Source organism: Streptomyces sp. NBC_00454 (assembly GCF_041434015.1).
Taxonomy (GTDB): Bacteria; Actinomycetota; Actinomycetes; order Streptomycetales; family Streptomycetaceae; genus Streptomyces.
On the sequence record NZ_CP107907.1, the window covers coordinates 7,332,565 to 7,347,088 of the forward strand.

Sequence of the window (14,524 nt, forward strand, 5' to 3'; positions counted from 1 at the left end):
GTCCGCGATGTCCGCGTCGTGTACAACCCCCCACTGAACGCAGCCTGTTGCCGGTTCAGATCACGTGTACAGGGACAAGGTATGCCCAAGGATGTTCATTGATTGTGGTTTTGAGGAAATGCCGATGACCCAAATTACCGACGTTCCGTCAGGTTCGCTCGGTCAGGGTCCCGTTGGTCTCTTCGTGCAGCTCACCGGTGCGCGGGCACTGCCATACGCCCGGTTCCCCTTCGACCTCCACCAGGCGGACCCCGGCCTTCCCCACCCAGCCGATGCGGCGGGCCGGTACCCCTGCGACCAGTGCGAAATCGGGCACGTCCCGGGACACCACCGCCCCGGCCGCGACCAGCGCCCAGCGCCCTACGCGGACCCCGGCCACGCATACCGAACGGGCTCCGAGCGAGGCCCCTTCGGCCACCACGACCCCGGCGGCCTCCCAGTCGCCGCCGCGCTTCTGGCGGCCGTCGGGATCGACCGCCCGCGGGTAGAAATCGTTGGTCAGGACGACGGCCGGGCCGATGAACACCCCGTCGCCCAGCTCGGCGGGCTCGTATACGAGCGCGTAGTTCTGCAGCTTCACGTTGTTGCCGATCCGCACGCCGGGTCCGACGTAGGCCCCGCGCCCGACGATGCAGTCGCGGCCCAGCCGTGCGTCCTCCCGTATCTGCGCCAGATCCCAGATCGTGGTCCCGTCCCCGAGCTCGGCCGACTCGTCGACCTGGGAGGAGGGTTGAATGCGGACACTCACGGGGCGGTCCCCTTACGGCTCGCGCGGCGTTCGGACGTGGGGGGAGCATATGCGCCGCCGGGGCTGCCCACCAGGAAGATCAACCGACTGTTCACGGAGCGGACTTGGCGGGTGGGGCGGACTCGGCGGGCGGGGCGGGCGGGTCCGGCGGCCGGGGCGCGCGGCGCGGCCCGGCTTAACCCCTCCCGATCGCTTCCTTAAGTGGAACCTAAGGCTCACGCCGCCCGTCCGTAATCGGGCAAGTGTCCGGTTCGGGGCGGCTAGCGTGCCTCCCGTACCCCACCCCCCGGCAATGCAGAGGCAGGCAAGCGATGGGCAGCACCACCGGTCACCGGCGCACGGCGAGCAAGAAGGCGAAGGCGGTGGGCGCCGTCGCGGTGGCGGTGCTGATCGGCGGCGCCGCCTTCGCGTTCACGGGCACGGCGCAGGCCGCCGCCGTGGGAGCGGTCTACACGAAGTCCAGCTCCTGGAGCGGTGGTTACACCGCCCAGTACGTGATCACCAACGGCAAGGGGCAGGCTCAGCAGGGGTGGACCCTGGAGTTCGACCTGCCCGCCGGGACGAAGATCGACTCCCTGTGGAACGGCACCCACTCGGTCAACGGTCGCCATGTCACCGTGAAGCCGGCCGAGTGGAACGGGGAGCTGGCGGCCGGGGCCTCCGTCACGATCGGCTTCGTGGCGAGCGGGAGCGGCACCCCCGGCAACCCGACGGCCTGCCGCATCAACGGGGCGAAGTGCTCGGCGGACCAGGGGACGACGCCCCCGCCGGGAGGCCGCCCCACCGGCACCCCGACGGCCGTGCCGAGCACGGGCGCCAGCCCGAGTGCGAGCGCTCCCGCCACCACCGCGCCCTCCGCACAGCCGACCCGCACCGCGTCGCCGTCCGCGACCGCCACGCCGCCGCCGGCGACCGGAGCTCCGGCAGGGGGAGCGCGCTTCGCCCCGTACGTGGACACCTCCCTGTACCCGGCCTACGACCTGGTCGACACCGCGGCGAAGACCGGCGTGAAGGAGTTCCACCTCGCCTTCGTCACCTCCGGCGGCGGCTGCGCCCCGCTGTGGGGCGGCGTCACGGACCTCGCGAGCGACAAGGTCGCCGCGCAGATCGGGGCCCTGCGGGCCAAGGGCGGCGACGTACGGGTCTCCTTCGGCGGAGCGGCCGGACGCGAACTGGCGCTGAACTGCGCGACCTCGAACGAGCTGGCCGCCGCCTACGGCAAGGTCATCGACCAGTACCGGCTGACCAAGGTCGACTTCGACATCGAGGGCGCGGCCCTGCCCGACACCGCGGCCAACACCCGCCGCGCGCAGGCCGTCGCCCAGCTGCAGAAGTCCCACCCGGGCCTGGACGTGGCCTTCACGCTGCCCGTGATGCCGGAGGGCCTCACGCAGCCGGGCGTGGCCCTGCTGGCCGACGCGAAGAAGGCCGGTGTCCGGATCGACGGGGTCAACATCATGGCGATGGACTACGGCCCCGCCTACGCCGGGAACATGGGGCAGTACGCGATCCAGGCCGCGACGGCCACCCAGGCGCAGATCAAGGCGGTGCTCGGCCTCTCCGACGCGGCCGCCTGGAAGGCGGTGGCCGTCACCCCGATGATCGGCGTCAACGACGTCGCGAGCGAGATCTTCACCGTGTCCGACGCGACCCGGCTCGTGGATTTCGCGAAGACGAAGGGGATCGGCCGGCTGGCGATGTGGTCCGCGGCCCGCGACAAGCAGTGCCCGGCCGGAGCCGTGAACTACGCGGACCCGACCTGCAGCTCGGTCCTCCAGCAGCCGCTGGCCTTCACCAAGGCGTTCGGAGCGCTCGGATAGCGGACCGTTGAGACCCGGCCGCCGTCCGCTTCCCCGGGGCGGACGGCGGCCGGGCGTTCGCGCCCCCTGGCCCCCGTACGGCCTGGTTAAGGTACGGCCATGACTTCCGCTCCCGCCCCGCGCACCTCGACCGCCGTGGACATAGAGATCAGGAAACCGTCCCCGGCCCACAAGGTGGCGGTCCTCGCCTTCGACGGGATGGCACCCTTCGAGCTGGCCGTGGTGGTCGAGGTCTTCGGTCTCTCCCGGCCCGAACTGGGCGACATCCCCTGGTACGAGCTCCAGGTCTGCTCGGCCGAGCCCGGCCGGGACCTCCGCGTGGTCGGCGGGTTCACCCTGCGCGCCGAGCACGGCCTCGACGCCCTCGCGGCCGCGGACACCCTGATCATCCCCGGGGTCTCCCGGGCGGGCGGCCCGATAGCGCAGCCGCTCATCGACGCGCTGCGCACGGCGCACGCCCGCGGCGCCCGCCTGGTCTCCATCTGCTCGGGGGCCTTCGCGCTCGCGGCGACCGGCCTCCTCGACGGCCGCCGCGCCACCACCCACTGGCGCTACGCGCGCACCCTCGCCGAACGCCATCCCGGGATCGAGGTCGACCCGGACGTCCTCTACGTGGACAACGGGGACGTGCTGACCAGTGCGGGCAGCGCCGCCGGCATCGACCTCTGCCTCTACCTGGTGCGTGCGGACCACGGTGCGTCCGTGGCCAACACCGTGGCCCGCCGCTTCGTGATTCCGCCCCACCGTGAGGGCGGACAGGCCCAGTTCATCGAGGCGGCGGTCGGCGAGATCGGCCCCGACGCGGCCGACGACGGCATCAGTCAGAGCATGACCTGGGCCCTGCAGCGGCTGCACACCCCGCTCTCGGTCTCCACCCTGGCCCGCGAGGCCCGGATGTCGGAGCGGTCCTTCCTGCGCCACTTCACCCGCCGCAACGGCGTGAGCCCGATCCGGTGGGTCATCTCCCAGCGGGTCTCCGCGAGCCTGCCGCTGCTGGAGTCCGGTGAGGGCACGGTCGACGAGGTGGCCGCCGCGGTCGGCTTCGATTCCACGGCGACCTACCGGCACCACTTCACCCGGCAGATGCGGACCACGCCCACGGCCTACCGCAAGGCCTTCGTCAGGGTCGCCGTACGCATGTGAAGGGGGGCCTGCGGGGGCTGGCGGGATCTTGACGAAGGGAGGCGTTCACGCCACTCGTCCGGTCGATCCGTGCGGCAGAGGATGGGGTCATCGCCGCAAGGGAAACCACCCGGACGGCGTCCGATACCGCCCCGCACGAGGAGTTCCCGATGTCCGCCACCCTCACCGCCCAGATCCCCAGCGCCGTCCTCTCCGTCCCCGCCGCCGACCCGGTCCACGCGGCCGCGCACTACGCCGCCCGGCTCGCCTTCGAGGCCGACGTCTCCGACGTGCGCGCCGACCTGCTCGCCGGGGTCTCCGGCGTGGTCGTGGTCGACTCCCGCAGCGACGCGGCCTGGGACCAGGGCCACATCCCCGGCGCCCTGCACATCCCGACGGCGCGGATCGCCGAGCTGGCCCCGTCGCTGATCGCCCCGGGCACGACCGTGGTCACCTACTGCTGGGGCCCCGGCTGCAACGGCGCCACCCGCGCGGCCCTCGCCTTCGCCCGGCTCGGCCACCAGGTGAAGGAAATGATCGGCGGCTTCGAGTACTGGGTCCGCGAGGGCTTCGCCTTCGAGACCGCCGAGGGCGTAGACCAGCGCCGGATCGACGACCTGACCGCCCCGCGCTCGGGCATCTCCTGCGCGTGCTGAGCTGCGCGCCGGGAGGGCGGGGCTCCCCGGACTCGAGTAGTTCGAATTTGAACGGTAAGGTGGATGTCGCCCAGCCAGGGCCAGTCCCTCCGAACCAGCGGGAGCCCCTCGCATGTCCGTCCGCCGCCTGAACCACGCCGTCCTCTGGATCCGTGAGGTCGACCGCTCCGTCGAGTTCTACACCGAAGTCTTCGGATTCCAGGTCGACCACCTGATACCCGGCCGCGCCGCCTTCCTCAGCGCCCCGGGCAGCCTCAACGACCACGACCTCGGACTCTTCGCGCTCGGCGCCGACGCACCCGGCCCCGAGCAGGGCAGGGTCGGCCTCTACCACCTCGCCTGGGAGGTCGGCACGCTCGGCGAGCTCGCGGAGCTGGGCCGCACGCTCACCGAGCGCGGCGCGCTGGTCGGTGCGTCGGACCACCTGGTCTCGAAGTCCTTCTACGCCAAGGACCCCGACGGCAACGAGTTCGAGCTGATGTGGCGCGTCCCCCGCGAGGACTGGCCCGCCGCGGACGCCGACCTTCGCCCCGGAGCCCTCGACCTCCAGGCCGCGATCGACCGCTGGGGCGCCGACCTCGCCACCGGCTCGGCGGCGGGCTCCGCCAGCTGAGCGGAGTTCCTCACGGCTCCCGGTGGTCGGGGTGGAACGGAGGGTCCGGGATCTCGCGGCGCAGGACCGGGGCGATCTCGGACTGGAAGAGTTCGAGGGAAGCCCGGTGCCGGCCGGGGTCCAGGAAGCCCGCGTCGGCCTGGAGGTGGAGCAGGGTGTGCCCGAGCCGCTCGTGGTAGCGGTGCACCTTCTCGATCACCTGCTGCGGACTGCCGATCAGGGCCGAGCTGCGCTCCACGAAGTCCTCCAGCGTCGGGAAGACGGGCTCCACGCCCAGGTTCCGCTGTGCGGCCAGGTAGCCCTGGAAGGCCGGCCGGAAGGCTTTGACCGCCTCCTGCGAGGTGCGCGCCGCGTGGTACCCGGCGGTCCCCGCGCCCACCGCCGCCAGCGCCGGGTCGTGGCCGTGGTACTCCCAGCGCTCCCGGTAGTACCGCACCAGCTCGGCGTACGGCTCGACCGGATGGGTGACGTTCGCCGAAAACAGCGGATCCCCGTAGCGGGCGGCGAGCTCGACCGACTCCCGACTGGTCGCGCTGCCGTGCCAGATGCGCACGGGCTCACCGAGCGGCCGGGGCAGCACCTCGGCGGCGGACAGCGCCGGACGGTGACGCGGGCTCGCCGTCACCTTCTCCTCCCGCCAGAACCGGCGGAACAGCTCGTACCCCTCCGCGTTGCGCTCCCACTGGTCCTCGGCGCTCACCTGGAACAACTCGCGCTGCGCGGAGCCGTTCCCCTTGCCGATGATCAGCTCCAGGCGCCCGTCGGAGAGGTGGTCCAGCGTCGCGTAGTCCTCGTACGCGCGGACCGGATCCAGCAGGCTCAGAGTCGTGACGGCGGTGAACAGCCGGATCCTGCGGGTCAGCGCCGCGATGTGGGCGAGGACCACCGGGGGCGAGGAGGAGAGGAACGGCCGCTCGTGCCGTTCGCCCACCCCGAACCCGTCGAAGCCCAGCTGCTCCGCCAGCACCGCGCCGTCGACCACCTCGCGGAACCGGTCCCGGGCCGGCTTGGTGCGTCCGGTCGCCGGATCCGGCGGGTTGGCGATGAGGGTGATGGCCAGGAACTTCACGACACCTCTCCTTCCGGTACCCGCACCGCCATGAAGGAGGGCCGGCGGCGCAGGGTGAAGCCGAGAGACTCGTAGAGGCGGATGGCGTCGGTATTGGCCGCGGCCGTGTGCAGGAAGGGGACGTCCCCGCGGCCGCGGATTCCGGCGGCCACGGCCCGCACGAGCCGGGTGGCCAGTCCGCCGCCCCGGTGTTCCGGGTGCGTGCACACGGCGCTGATCTCCGTCCATCCCGGCGGCCGAAGCCGCTCCCCGGCCATCGCCACGAGGCGTCCTTCGCGCCGGATGCCGAGGTACGTGCCCAGCTCGACCGTGCGGTCCAGGAACGGCCCCGGCCGGGCCAGCTCGACCAGGGCGAGCATCTCGGGAACGTCCGCCGGCCCGAGCCGGACCGCCTCGGGGTCGGCTTCGGCGCGCAGCGAGGTGTCGACCAGCTGGACCCCGGGGACGGACCACACGGTCTCCCACCCTTCCGGGACGGAGAACACCCCCGAGACCCCGGTGACGGCGCCCGGGCCGGCCAGCGCGGCCAGCTCCGCCCATGAGCGGGGATCGGCCGGGTCGGCGAGGGCGGCGAACGAGGCCACGTCGGAGGGGTAGCGGGCGGCCCGGGGGCCCGGGCTCGAGCCCGGGCCCGGTACCGCGCCGGTGACGGTGACGGCGAAGTGGGCGTGCGGGCCGGACAGGGCGGACCACACGGGGTTGTCGAGGACGTGCTCGCCGGTGCTACGAGGGTCGAGCGCGCGCTCTTCCAGGAGGTGGGGCGTGGATCGGGTCATGTGGGCCTCCCGTTCAGGAATTGCTCAGCGGCAGGCCGGGCGGGTCGACCTCGGAGACGGTGACGGCCTCGGGGCTCAGGTTCCAGGCCGCCAGCAGCTGCCCGTACTGCCCTTCCTTGATCAGGTGGTTGATCGCCTCCGCGATCGGCCCCGCCAGGCCGCTGTCCTTCTTGGCGGTCGCCGCGATCAGGCCCTGCAGGCTCTCGCCGGCGCCGGAGAACTGGCCCGCCTCGCGGGTGGGGGAGGAGCTCTGCGCGGTCTGGGTGACGTGGTAGGCCACGGCCGGGTTGGGGCCGAAGCTCACGTCGATCTTCTTGCCGCTCAGGGCCAGGTACGTGCTGTTGACGTCCGGGAAGTACTTGACGGCGAAGTCCTTGCCCTCGCTCCGCAGCCTGGTCTGCCACTCCAGCAGGATCTTCTCCTGATTGGTGCCGCGGCTCACGGCCACCGTCTTGCCCGCCAGATTGCGGTAGTCGCCGCCGAAGTTCCAGGAGTCCTCCTTGTTCACCTCGAACGCGAGGTTGTCCTTGCGGTAGGAGGCGAACTCGTACTTCTTCTTGCGCTCTTCGGTGACCGTGACGTTGGTGAAGGCGACGTCCACCTTGCCGCTGTCGATCCCGACGAAGAGGTTCTCCCAAGTGGAGTTCCGCACCACGGGCTTGAGCCCGAGCGTGGCGGCGACCAGCCGTCCCAGGTCGGGCTCCGAGCCGGTCAGGGTCTTCTGGTCGGTTCCCACGTACGAGATCGGCGGCGAGCCCGCGGGGAGCGCGCCGACGCCGATGACGAGCTCACCCCGATTCCGTATGGCCTCGGGCAGCCGGGCGCGGATGGCCTCCACCGTCGAAACCTTCAACTCTGCTTGCTTCGCAGCCCCGTTGGAGAGTGCGCCGACGGTGATCGCGCCGGGTGCCGCAGACCCGCCGGATCCCGCCTCGCCCGGACCGGACGCGGCGCTCTCCCCGCCGCACGCGGCGAGTCCGAAGGAGAGTACGGCGGCGGAGGTGGCGGCGAGCAGGCCGCGGGTGAATCTGGAACGCGGGGCAGAGCGCGGGGATCGCATGGCAGTCCTTCATGGTTCGGGTGGGACGGGTGGGACAGGTGGGACGAGTGGGAGAAGTGGGATGAGTCGGACCCGGTGTCAGAGCACCTTGCTCAGGAACTCCCGGGTGCGGGGGTGCGAGGGGTGGACCAGCACCTGGGCGGGGGGACCCTGTTCGACGATCCGCCCGCCGTCGAGGAAGACCACCTCGTCCGCCACCTCGCGCGCGAAGGCGATCTCGTGCGTGACGATGACCAGCGTGGTGCCGCTGTCGGCCAGGTCCTTGATGACGGCGAGCACCTCGCCCACCAGCTCCGGGTCCAGCGCAGAGGTCGGTTCGTCGAAGAGGATGACCTGCGGCCGCAGCGCGAGAGCGCGGGCGATGGCCACCCGTTGCTGCTGGCCGCCGGACAACTGCCGTGGATAGGCAGCTGCCTTGTCGGCCAGGCCGACCCGGGCGAGCAGCTCGCCCGCCAGACGCCGGGCCTCGGCCCGGGGCAGCCGTCCCGTCGCGACGGGGGCGGCGGCCACGTTGTCGAGCACGGTCAGGTGCGGGAAGAGGTTGAAGTTCTGGAAGACGAAGCCGATCCGGCCGCGCTGGGCCAGGATCGCCTTCTCGGTCAGCTCCTTGAGGCGGTCGCCGTGCCGCCGGACCCCGATCAGCTCGCCGCCCACGCTGACATGGCCGGCCTCGGGCTTCTCCAGGTGATTGATCACCCGGAGCAGGGTGGACTTGCCGGACCCGGACCGGCCGAGGACGGCCGTGACGCTGCCCGGCCGGACGGTCAGGTCCACTCCGTCCAGGACCTGTTGGGCGCCGAACCACTTGTGTACGCCGCGCACTTCGACGGCGGCCGGGGTCATATCGCCGCCTCCGTCCGCAGTCGCTCGCGCAGCGCGCCGAGCCCGGAGCGGGCCTTCTGTAGGGGAGTGGCGGGCAGGGTGCGCAGCGCACCGCGCGCGTAGTACCGCTCCACGTAGAACTGCACGACGGAGACCACGCTGGTCAGGATCACGTACCAGACGGTGGCGACCAGCAGCAGCGGCACCACGTCTCCGGGATAGGTGGCGCCCATGCTCTGCACGGAGCCGAACAGGTCGAGCAGCGACACGTAGAAGACCAGCGAAGTGGCCTTCAGGAGCCCGATCAGCTGGTTCACGTACGAGGGGACGATGGAGCGCAGGGCCTGCGGGAAGACGATCCGCGCGAACTGGTAGCGGCGGGGCAGGCCCAGTGCGGACGCCGCCTCGTGCTGGCCCTGGTCGACGGAGAGGATCCCGGCCCGTACCACCTCGGCCGCGTACGCCGCCTCGCAGAGGGAGAGCCCGACCACCGCGACCACGATGTCGGAGGCCAGCTTCGACTCGTCGAAGGTGAAGAACGCCGGGCCGAACGGTACGCCCACGCTCAACGTGGCGTACAGAGCACTGAAGTTGTAGAGGAAGAGCAGCACCACGATCAGCGGCACCGAGCGCAGCAGCCAGATGTACGCCCAGCTGACCGCCCGCAGCACCGGATTGGAGGAGAGCCTGCCGAGGGCGAGCACCACTCCGCCGAGCAGCCCCAGCACCGCGCTGTACGCGGTCACTTGGAGGGTGACGAGGAGCCCGTCGACGATCACGGGACGGGTGAACCAGTAGCCGAACCGGTCCCATTGGTAGAACGAGTTCGTCAGCAGGCCGTGGACGGCCTGGGCGAGCAGGACGAGGACGACGGCCGTGGCCACCCACCGCCAGGGGCGGCGGACCGGCAGCACCCGGTCGGCGTGAGCGCGGAGGGCCGGCGGGCGGGTGGATCCCCGGGGTGCGGGGGGTGGGGAATCGGGTGGGGCGGGGCGGGCGGTCACAACGGATTCGGTCACAGAGACTCCGGCGGTTCGGCGGGTTATCCGCTGACGTCCTTATCTGCGGCGTAAACCTGGCACCCCCGATATGGAGTGTCAATCAATTCCATATCGGGGGAGGGGGATTGAATGCCGATTTCATACGCCGTACATATCAGGCCCGTTCGTGAATTCTCTGTATCCTGCGGCCGGGTCGCGACAGCCACCGGCGCCACGGAGCCGGCGGCAGGGCGCGGGAGGCGCCGCGCGCGTAGTGCCGCTCGATGTAGTACTGGCCCGTGCTCAGGAGGGTCGTGACGGCTATGTACCAGAGGGTGGCGACCATGAGCAGCGGGATGACCTGGTAGGTCTGGTTGTAGATCAGCTGCGTCGAGTACAGCAGGTCGTGCACGGCCAGCACGCTGACGATGCTGGTCCCCTTGAGCGTGCCGATCAGCATGTTCCCGGCGGTCGGCACGATCGAGGTCATCGCCTGCGGGACGACGATCCGGCGCAGGGTGCGCCCCCTGCTCAGGCCGAGCGCCTGCGCGGCCTCGACCTGGCCGGGGTCCACGGAGAGGATGCCGCCCCGCACCACCTCGGCGGCGTACGCCGTCTCGTGCAGGGTCAGGCCGATGACGGCGGTCAGGGTCGGGCCGAGCAGATTCACCGTCTTCACGGTGAAGAACTCGGGGCCGTAGGGGATGCCGAGGCCTAGCGTCGGGTAGAGGGCGCCGATGTTGAACCAGAACAGCAGCTGCACCAGCAGCGGAGTGGACCGGAAGATCCAGACGTAACCCCAGCTCAGGGTCTTCAGGACCGGGTTGTCACTGAGTCGCATCACCGCCAGCACCGTGCCGAGGAGGAAGCCGAGCACCATCACCACGGCGGTCAGCCACAGGGTCAAAAGCAGCCCGTCGAGCACGGCGGCGGTGGTGAAGTACTGCCCGACCACCCCCCATTGGAAGGCCTTGTTGCGGACGATCGACACCAGCACCATCGCGAAGACCAGCAGCGCGGCGCAGGCGGCGAGCCTGCGGCCCAGCTGTCGGCGCGGCACGATGCGGGGCAACTCGTCCTCGTGGCGGGGGCCGGCCGAGCCGGGCGAGCCGGGGGGTGCGTCGGGTGCGTCGGACAGGGTGGAGACATGGGAAGAGGTGGCCATCGGAAGGCTCTCCAGGAGAGGGATCGCGGGCAGGGGTTGCCGCCCGGCGCCATGCGCGGAAGCCCGAACGGGGGGCCTCGCGCCGGCCGCGGTGTGCGGAATCCGAGTCGTCACGCCTGCCGCGTCCCTCAACGCGGCGGAGGGCCTTCGCCCACGGCGGGGCCCGTCCTGCGCCGATCGTATGCGGGTGAAGCGCGGCGGTGTCAACCACGTCGTTGCTTGACGCAGAGCCGCATGTACTGCTCAAGTAGTCGCATGAATGCCCAGCAGCGCTTGGTCACGCGCGACTACATCGACTTCGGTCGTGTGTGGTCCGCGGCGTGTTGCGCCTGACTCGGCAGCGGGCTGTCTGACCGGCCCTTCCCTCCCTCGGTGATCCCGTCGCGGGCCGGACCCTGCCTCCGCACCGCCTCCGCTCGCGGCAGCAACCCGCCTGCGGACACGGTGTTGTGAGCCCCGACGTGCGCTGCCGCGCCCCCGAATCCCCCGACGCCCCGCGTCGTCACGCCCGCGCCATCCCTTACCCGCATTCCTGACGAAACCTCATGTGCTCGGCCTGGTGGCCTCGTTCACCCGTGCCCGCGCTCTTTCACCCGTGCCCGCATGCGATCCACCGCACTTGCGCGCGATCCACCGCCCTTGCGAAAGGCCACACCCATGCCCGTGGAATTCCTCGGCATAGCCGCGACCAACGACGCATCCGAAACCACCGCACGCTCCGGCGCCGCCTTCGACAAGGAGTACACGCTCCGGCTCGCCCGAGCCCACGAGGACCACGGCTGGGACCGGGTGCTCTTCGCGTACGGCTCCGGATCCCCGGATCCGGCACCGGCCGCCGCCTACGTCGCCGGCAAGCTGGACCGCCTCCAACTCCTGCTCGCCCACCGCCCGAACGTCTCGTACCCCACCTTCGCCGCCAAGACCTTCGCGACCCTCGACCAGATCAGCGAGGGGCGCCTCGCCGTCCACTTCATCACCGGCGGCAACGACCACGAGCAGGCCCGCGAGGGCGACACCCTCACCAAGGACGAGCGCTACGCCCGCACCCGCGAGTACATCCGGATCGTCAAGAAGGCCTGGACCGCCCGGGAGCCCTTCGACCACGAGGGCGAGCACTACCGCTTCCACGACTTCGTCAGCGATGTCCGCCCGTTCCAACAGCCGCGCCCCGACGTCTCGTTCGGAGGTTCCTCGCCGGCCGCGTACGCCGCCGGAGGCGCCGAGGCCGACGTCTACTGCCTGTGGGGTGAGCCGCTGGAGCGGACCGCAGAGCAGATCGAGTCCGTGAAGGCGGCCGCGCTGGCCGCCGGCCGCACCGACGTGCCGCGCATCCAGGTGGCGTTCCGGCCGATCATCGCCCCGACCGAGGAACTGGCCTGGGAGAAGGCCCACCGCACCGTGGGCGCCATCAAGGAGCGGCGAGGCACGGGGCCCGCACACCGCCGGAGCGAGGGCATCGCGCAGGCCGCGACACCACAGAACGCCGGCTCGCAGCGGCTGATCGCCATCGCCGAGGCGGGGGAGCGCTACGACCGCGCGCTGTGGACCCCGACCGCGGCCGCCACCGGCGGCGCGGGCAACTCCAACGCACTGGTCGGCACCCCGGAAACCGTCGCCCAAGCCCTGCTGGACTACTACGACCTCGGCGTCGACGTCCTCTCGGCCCGCGGCTACGACCTCCTGGGCGACGCCATCGACTTCGGCCGGTACGTGATCCCGCTCGTCCGCGAGGAGGTCGCCAAGCGCGATGCCGAGCGGGGCGGCGGCGAGCACGACGAGACCCGCGCCGCGCACCGTCCGCAGCAGCCGCTCGCCGTGGTGCGCGGATGACCGCCGAGGCGCCCCCACCCGCACCCGGTCCCACCGCCACAACGCCTGCGCTCCACCCCACCCACCCGTCGAAAGGCCTCCCCGCCGTGAACCTCCCCGCGCACGGGACCCGCACCCGCCTGCGCGGCCTCGCCGCCGCCCTCGCGCTCCTGCCCCTCCTGGCACTGGCGGGCTGCGGCTCCGCCGACGGCGCCACCCCGTCCGCACCGGGCGCCCAGGCGCCTTCCGCGGCCTCCGACGACCCGGTCGCAGCCGTGGTGGCGGTGGAATCCGTAGCCGCACTCCTCCCCGACGAGGTGCGCAAGGCGGGCACGCTCCGGGTCGGGAGCTCCGTCGGAACACCGCCCGCGGCCTACTACCCCAACGGGCAGAACAAGAAGCCCGCCGGCCAGGACATCGACATCGCCGACGCCGCGGCCAGGGTCCTCGGCCTGAAACTGGAGCGGCAGGACGCCTCCTTCGAGACGATCCTGCCCGCCCTCGGCAGCGGCAAGTACGACTTCGGCACCGGCAATTTCGGCGTCACCGCCGAACGGCTGAAGACCATCGACTTCGTCACGTACATCAACGACGGCCAGGGCTTCGCGGTGAAGACCGGCAACACCACGCTGACCACCCAGGTCTCCGACCTCACCCAGCTGTGCGGACTGACCATCGGCACGGGGGCGGGCACGACCTTCGAGAAGACCCTCAGCGCCCAGCAGGGCGTGTGCGCCGCGGCCGGGAAGAAGCCCTACGAGGTGAAGGTCTTCTCCGAGCCCGGCGCCGTCACCACCGCCCTCCAGCAGGGCCGGATCGACGTGGTCATGTCGACCATCAACGGGCTGCGCCACCAGGCGTCCCAGCCCGCGGCGCAGACCACCTTCCTCGGCGAATACCACCGCCTCGACGTCGGCTTCGCCTTCAAGAAGGGGTCCCCGCTCACCCCCGCCTTCCAGTCCGCCGTCAACGAGCTGATCAAGAACGGCACTTACGCGCGGATCCTGAAGAAGTGGGGTACGGACGCCTCCGCGATCGAGACCTCGCAGACCAACCCCGCCGAGCACAAGTGAGCACCCGTCCGGACGGCCCTCGTCCCCACACGGACCCCGCGAAGAAGGAGGTCATGGTCGAAGTCCGCGGCGTCCACAAGAGCTTCGGACCGCTGGAGGTGCTGCGCGGAGTCGACCTCCAAGTACGCACCGGGGAAGTGACCGTGATCCTCGGTCCCTCCGGATCGGGCAAGTCCACGCTGCTGCGCACCATCAACCATCTGGAGAAGGTGGACCGCGGCTGGATCGGCATCGACGGGGAGCTCATCGGCTACCGCCGCTCCGGCGGAAAGCTGTACGAGCTGAAGGAGAAGGAGGTGCTGAGGCAGCGCACCCGCATCGGGTTCGTCTTCCAGAACTTCAACCTCTTCCCGCACCTCACCGTCCTGGAGAACCTCGTGGAGGCCCCGGTCTCGGCGCTGCGCCGGGACCGGGGGGAGGCGAGGCGGACGGCCCTGCGGCTACTGGAGCGCGTGGGCCTGTCCGAGAAGGCCGAGGCCTACCCGCGGCAGCTGTCCGGAGGCCAGCAGCAGCGGGTCGCCGTGGCCCGCGCGCTCGCCCTGGAACCCAAGGTGCTGCTCTTCGACGAGCCCACCTCGGCGCTCGACCCGGAGCTGGTCGGGGAGGTCCTGGACGTCATCAAGGACCTGGCCCGCGCCGGAACCACCATGGTCGTCGTGACGCACGAGACGGGTTTCGCCCGCGAGGTGGCCGACACCGTCGTGTTCATGGACGGCGGAGTCGTGGTGGAACAGGGCCCGCCCGCCGCGGTCCTGGACGCGCCGCGGCACGCCAGGACCCGCGCCTTCCTCTCCAAGGTCCTCTGAGGTGT

General features: G+C 71.4%; 14 protein-coding genes. 7 read left to right on the top strand and 7 right to left on the bottom strand.

The annotated features are described in order from the left end of the window. Positions 1-148: 148 nt before the first annotated feature. The gene (locus tag OHU74_RS33420) at positions 149-748 is read right to left on the bottom strand and encodes a DapH/DapD/GlmU-related protein (RefSeq protein WP_371619380.1); all 600 of its coding nucleotides are present in this window, start codon (positions 746-748) and stop codon (positions 149-151) included. Positions 749-1,059: 311 nt separating this feature from the next. Here OHU74_RS33420 and OHU74_RS33425 point away from each other — a divergent pair, with 311 nt between their 5' ends. From OHU74_RS33425 to OHU74_RS33440, 4 genes are all read left to right on the top strand, one after another. Then, the gene (locus OHU74_RS33425) at positions 1,060-2,568 is read left to right on the top strand and encodes a cellulose binding domain-containing protein (protein WP_371619381.1); all 1,509 of its coding nucleotides are present in this window, start codon (positions 1,060-1,062) and stop codon (positions 2,566-2,568) included. A 99-nt stretch (positions 2,569-2,667) separates the two neighbouring features. Further along, positions 2,668-3,711, top strand: a complete 1,044-nt coding sequence (locus OHU74_RS33430; protein WP_371619382.1) for a DJ-1/PfpI family protein — start codon at positions 2,668-2,670, stop codon at positions 3,709-3,711. Between the two features lie 149 nt (positions 3,712-3,860). Next, on the top strand, positions 3,861-4,346 hold the full coding sequence (locus OHU74_RS33435) for a rhodanese-like domain-containing protein (RefSeq protein ID WP_371619383.1): 486 nt from the start codon (positions 3,861-3,863) through the stop codon (positions 4,344-4,346). Positions 4,347-4,458: 112 nt separating this feature from the next. Next, complete coding sequence (locus OHU74_RS33440; RefSeq protein WP_371619384.1) at positions 4,459-4,959, top strand: VOC family protein; 501 nt, start codon at positions 4,459-4,461, stop codon at positions 4,957-4,959. A gap of 10 nt (positions 4,960-4,969) precedes the next feature. On the opposite strand, the gene OHU74_RS33445 is transcribed toward OHU74_RS33440, so the two are convergent. The 6 genes from OHU74_RS33445 to OHU74_RS33470 form a co-directional block, all read right to left on the bottom strand. Beyond that, the gene (locus OHU74_RS33445) at positions 4,970-6,028 is read right to left on the bottom strand and encodes an LLM class flavin-dependent oxidoreductase (protein WP_371619385.1); all 1,059 of its coding nucleotides are present in this window, start codon (positions 6,026-6,028) and stop codon (positions 4,970-4,972) included. Next, positions 6,025-6,804, bottom strand: coding sequence for a GNAT family N-acetyltransferase (locus OHU74_RS33450; RefSeq protein WP_371619386.1), 780 nt, complete (start codon positions 6,802-6,804; stop codon positions 6,025-6,027). Before OHU74_RS33450 ends, OHU74_RS33445 begins: the two co-directional genes overlap by 4 nt. Before the next feature lie 13 nt (positions 6,805-6,817). Beyond that, the gene (locus tag OHU74_RS33455) at positions 6,818-7,864 is read right to left on the bottom strand and encodes a transporter substrate-binding domain-containing protein (RefSeq protein WP_371619387.1); all 1,047 of its coding nucleotides are present in this window, start codon (positions 7,862-7,864) and stop codon (positions 6,818-6,820) included. Positions 7,865-7,942: 78 nt separating this feature from the next. Continuing rightward, a complete protein-coding gene (locus OHU74_RS33460; protein WP_371619388.1) occupies positions 7,943-8,707 on the bottom strand; it encodes an amino acid ABC transporter ATP-binding protein in 765 nt (254 codons plus the stop codon). Beyond that, a complete protein-coding gene (locus OHU74_RS33465; protein WP_371619389.1) occupies positions 8,704-9,705 on the bottom strand; it encodes an amino acid ABC transporter permease in 1,002 nt (333 codons plus the stop codon). Before OHU74_RS33465 ends, OHU74_RS33460 begins: the two co-directional genes overlap by 4 nt. Positions 9,706-9,841: 136 nt before the next feature. After that, positions 9,842-10,831 (bottom strand): amino acid ABC transporter permease, encoded by a 990-nt coding sequence (locus OHU74_RS33470; RefSeq protein ID WP_371619390.1) that lies wholly within the window; start codon positions 10,829-10,831, stop codon positions 9,842-9,844. A gap of 657 nt (positions 10,832-11,488) precedes the next feature. Here OHU74_RS33470 and OHU74_RS33475 point away from each other — a divergent pair. The 3 genes from OHU74_RS33475 to OHU74_RS33485 all read left to right on the top strand — a co-directional run bounded on the left by OHU74_RS33475 (position 11,489) and on the right by OHU74_RS33485 (position 14,519). Then, the gene (locus OHU74_RS33475) at positions 11,489-12,661 is read left to right on the top strand and encodes an LLM class flavin-dependent oxidoreductase (RefSeq protein ID WP_371619391.1); all 1,173 of its coding nucleotides are present in this window, start codon (positions 11,489-11,491) and stop codon (positions 12,659-12,661) included. A gap of 86 nt (positions 12,662-12,747) precedes the next feature. Beyond that, positions 12,748-13,713 (top strand): ABC transporter substrate-binding protein, encoded by a 966-nt coding sequence (locus OHU74_RS33480; RefSeq protein ID WP_371619392.1) that lies wholly within the window; start codon positions 12,748-12,750, stop codon positions 13,711-13,713. A 53-nt stretch (positions 13,714-13,766) separates the two neighbouring features. Next, positions 13,767-14,519, top strand: coding sequence for an amino acid ABC transporter ATP-binding protein (locus tag OHU74_RS33485; protein WP_371619393.1), 753 nt, complete (start codon positions 13,767-13,769; stop codon positions 14,517-14,519). The last annotated feature ends 5 nt before the right edge of the window (positions 14,520-14,524 follow it).